General features: G+C 34.8%; 3 protein-coding genes. All 3 read left to right on the forward strand.

The window, feature by feature from the left end:
• The coding region (locus ACILQF_RS12870; protein ID WP_395627802.1) for a tetratricopeptide repeat protein at positions 1-2,666 on the forward strand (2,666 nt) is incomplete at its 5' end.
• Positions 2,667-2,849: 183 nt separating this feature from the next.
• A complete protein-coding gene (locus ACILQF_RS12875; protein WP_395627803.1) occupies positions 2,850-3,149 on the forward strand; it encodes a hypothetical protein in 300 nt (99 codons plus the stop codon).
• An 83-nt stretch (positions 3,150-3,232) separates the two neighbouring features.
• Positions 3,233-4,472 (forward strand): efflux RND transporter permease subunit (locus ACILQF_RS12880; protein ID WP_395627804.1); only part of this gene is annotated, 1,240 nt, incomplete at its 3' end.

Consider the following 4,472-nt stretch of genomic DNA (forward strand, 5'->3'; position numbering starts at 1 on the left):
ATTCATTAAAAAAAGGAAGTCCAGAGCAACAACTCTTACTCGCTAATTACCTCATTTTAAACAACGATTTTTCGGCAGCCGAAAAATATGTAAATATAGTCCTGGGTCAGGATAAACAAAATGAACAAGCCATTTATCTTAAATCTGTCTTGGAAATGCATGCCTGGCGATTATCTAATGCAGCCTTACTATTAGAAGAAGTCCTTAAAAATAAATCATCCGAGAAATTATATTTGATGCTCGGGCGAATCCGAATTTTAGAAAAAAAATACCCAGAAGCAATAGCAATTGCTAATAAAACGCTGGAAATAAATCCCAATAGTGCAGGGGCCTACCTTTTAGAAGCAGATGCTTATTTCTGGGATCAACAGCCTGAACTGGCCCTCAGACCCTTGAGGAAATCGCTTGAAATTGACCCTTTTAATGCAGATGCTCGCTTTTTTTATGGCTATGCCATTTGGCGAAAAATTGATGCTCGTCTGTTAAATGACATGGCCAATCAATGGGATATAGCACTCATTATTAATCCTTTACACTATCAAACGCATTGGCACTGGGGAAATGGCCATACTAATTTAACCTATGCTGATTATGCCGAAAAAGACGATGATCAAATACGTAAAGAATTGGAAAAAACGGATGAGTTAGTCCGCGATAAAAAAATACCCCAAGCCTTAGCATTTATCGAATCTATTAAGGTAAAATCCCCAGCCTCTATCCTACCCGATTTACACAAAGGATCTATCTATTATATTGCTTATGATCTAGACCGAAAAATGCGTTTAGACTCTGCCGAAAACATCTTCAGGAATATACTTGATCGTAAAAAACATTATGGTCCAGCGCACAACGGACTCTCAGCAGTGATAAAATCGAAACGTCTTGCTTTTCTTTCTACGTTCGATTCAATAAACAATGAGCTTAAAAACACTAAAATTAACGATTTAGAAAATTTCAAAAGAGTTTTTCCCGATATAGATTATTATCCTGGGGATGCTGTAAAAGCCATGGCCTGGAATCAACTTTATACATCTGTGGTGTATTTTCCATTTCTTTCTAAACAAAATAATTCCTTCCGTATACCTCCACTCCATAAAGACTTGGCAGTAACCATGAACGCGCCATATTTTAGGTTTATAAGTACGTTTGACAATAGGCAATGGATGGACATTAGAGGTGTTGGAAGCGGCGCAGCAGCCATTGAATACATAGAGCGAGGTGCATTTATGGAGCGGAATGTCATCCTTCACGAATATGTCCACCTTTTTCATGGGCGGATACTGACTGACGCTGAAAATCGGGAGATCAGAGCCTTATATTATCAGGCGATGAAAGAAAAACGCACGCTTGATTATTACTCACAAAACAATGAAAGTGAATATTTTGCTCAAACCTATCCTGCTTATTTTGAAACAATCAAGGTTCATCCATTGGATTTTAAATCGATGAATACACGCTCAGATTTAATGGATAAAGATCCAGCAATGTATCAATTTCTCGACCGATTAATAAAAAAGGAACGTTCTTATTTGGCAGGTAATAAACAAGCAATGGCAAGCAATTGGGCTCAGGTTTACCTCAATTTAAGCAATGCTGCAAAACAAAGAAACAAAGAACTCGCATTCGCTTATTTAGATACGGCTTTACAATTCGATTCTAGATACCAACCTGCATATCTTGCAAAAGCTTCACTAAGCATGGAGAATAAAGATTTCAGTTCTGCAGAAAATTGGATTCAAAAAGCAGAACAAATTAACCCGAAATATGCACCAATTTATACGTCTTTTGCAGAATTGCGTGACAATCAGTTTATTGCTAAGAAAACAGATCGGGAAAAATCGCTAAAAGATCAAATATTTTATTTAAAAAAGGCATTAAATCTGGAGGATGATTACCAAGAATTAGCCAATATCAATAGAAATTTAAGAGAACTATATAAAAGCTATGGAATGATTCCCGAAGCTATTGCATTAGCGGATAATTATGCTAAAAATGCTTCAGTCATTTCCACTTATTTGAGAGATCAAAGAAATGATGCTTTAGCCTTTTCTAAATCTTTAAAGACAGAATTAGGTGATAAAATAGCACTATATACCCTGAAAGAGCTTGTAGAACAGAAGCCGCAAAATTACGAATTTAGAAATCTTTATGCAGATGCACTTTCTGAAAATAAGGATTATGAAAGGGCTATTTTGACCCTAAAAGAAGCGCAGCGCATTTTATCAGCATCTGGTAATTCGAGAGCCGATTTTAACTTAAGAATTGCTGAAATGCATCATGAATTGGGCAAAACAGATAGCACTGATCTATACCTAAAGGCCATCAAAACTAAATCTTTGAGAGATTTGGATAAGTTGAGATTGGCAAGGTTATTTATTTCAAGCAAAAAAATAGCACAAGCAGATGAAGTATTGGAAATAATTGCAAAAAACGAGGAGCCTTATTTTATGGCCGATTATTTTTACACTCAGGGACTTCTTTTCGAATCAAAAACTAACAAAAAAGGTGCAATTGAATTTCTAAAACAGGCAATTGCAGCTAATCCATATCATATAAAGGCCATTGAAAAATTAATCCAATGGTATGAAATGAATGGTTCAAAAATAAAAGTGCGTGAGTTAAAAACAAAATTGAATCAAATAAAAAACAAGAAGTTAGGACTATAATTTAAATTATTTCATTTTCAGAATGAGTAATTGTTATTCTAAATTGTTGATTCATAACAATTTAGAAATCACGAAACATTTTTGTATTTTTGAATTGTGAAAAAGTTGATATCCATACTTCTTATTTCTTCGTTTTTAATCTCATTAACAGAGTTATATCAAATTTTAAAATTCCCAATTTTAGTGGAACATTTTAAAGAACATAAAACTTTGAATGAAGGAACCACATTTTGGAGTTTTCTGCTCATGCATTATTCAGATAATGATGTAAAATATGCAGATTACGACAAGGATATGCGTTTACCCTTTAAATCAAGTGATGGATCTTCAAACATGCTAAGTTTATCCTTTATTCATTATTCCTACTCTAACAAAATAAATAAGCCATTTGAAGGAACATTTAAGATTTACAAGGTCTATAATGATCATGAATTCAAATCTACCTACCTTTCTAATATCTGGCAGCCGCCTAAACCCTGCTAAGAAATTAATCTTGATTAGTAAAAACCATGTTGTTTTTTGTAATCAATTGTGTTTTATTCAGGTAAATTATTAATTAAAAAAATATGCTTAATGCTATTATAGAGTTTTCTGTAAAGAATAAACTCCTTATCGGATTATTTGTCTTGGGACTTATTGGTTATGGTTCTTACGAAGCCACTAAACTACCCATCGATGCAGTACCCGATATCACAAACAATCAAGTCCAGGTAATAACAGTTGCCCCTTCATTTGGTGCAACAGATATAGAACGACTTTTAACTTTCCCAATTGAGCAGGCCAATAGTAATATTAAAGGCCTGAAAGAGATAAGAAGTTTCTCTCGATTTGGCCTATCACTAGTTACCATCGTTTTTGAGGATGATGTAGACATTTATTGGGCAAGGCAGCAGGTAGCTGAGCGGCTTCAAAAAGTTCAAACAGAAATACCTCCAGGTATTGGAAACCCAGAATTGGGACCAATTTCAACGGGCCTAGGTGAAATCTATCAATATGTAGTCAGACCCAAGGAAGGATATGAAGATAAATACGACGCCATTGAATTAAGAACTATACAAGATTGGATTGTTAGGCGCCAACTACTTGGTGTTGAAGGTGTTGCGGAGATAAGTAGTTTTGGTGGAAAATTAAAACAGTATGAAATTTCTGTCGACCCTAATAAATTGCAATCCTATAATATAACCATCAATGATGTTTTTACTGCATTAGAACGCAATAATCAAAATACGGGTGGTGCTTATATTGAAAAAGGACCTACCGTATTATTTGTTCGATCTGAAGGCTTAATTGGTAGTATATCAGATATCGAAAAAATAAATATCAAGAGCAGTCAGAGTGGCGGCCCCATTTTCATTCGTGATGTAGCAGAAATTAATATTGGCTATGCAACCAGATATGGGTCAATGACTTATAACGACAATGGTGAGGTGTCAGGAGCGGTAGTAATGATGTTAAAGGATGCAAATAGCAGTGAGGTTATCAAAAATGTGAAAGAAAGAATCGAAATAATCCGAAAAACGTTACCTGAAGGAGTAATTATTGAACCCTTTCTTGATCGAACTAAAATGGTTAATAATGCCATTTCAACAGTTCAAAAAAACTTAATTGAGGGTGCTTTAATTGTTGTATTTATTCTTGTGCTATTTCTTGGCAATTTCAGAGCAGGCTTATTGGTAGCTTCTGTAATACCTCTATCCATGCTTTTCGCAATCATTTTGATGAATACCTTCAAAGTGAGTGGCAACTTAATGAGTTTAGGGGCACTAGATTTCGGACTAATTGTAGACGGAGCAGTTATTATTGTAG

The sequence above is a fragment of the Daejeonella sp. genome (genome assembly GCF_044232565.1).
Classification (GTDB): domain Bacteria; phylum Bacteroidota; class Bacteroidia; order Sphingobacteriales; family Sphingobacteriaceae; genus Daejeonella.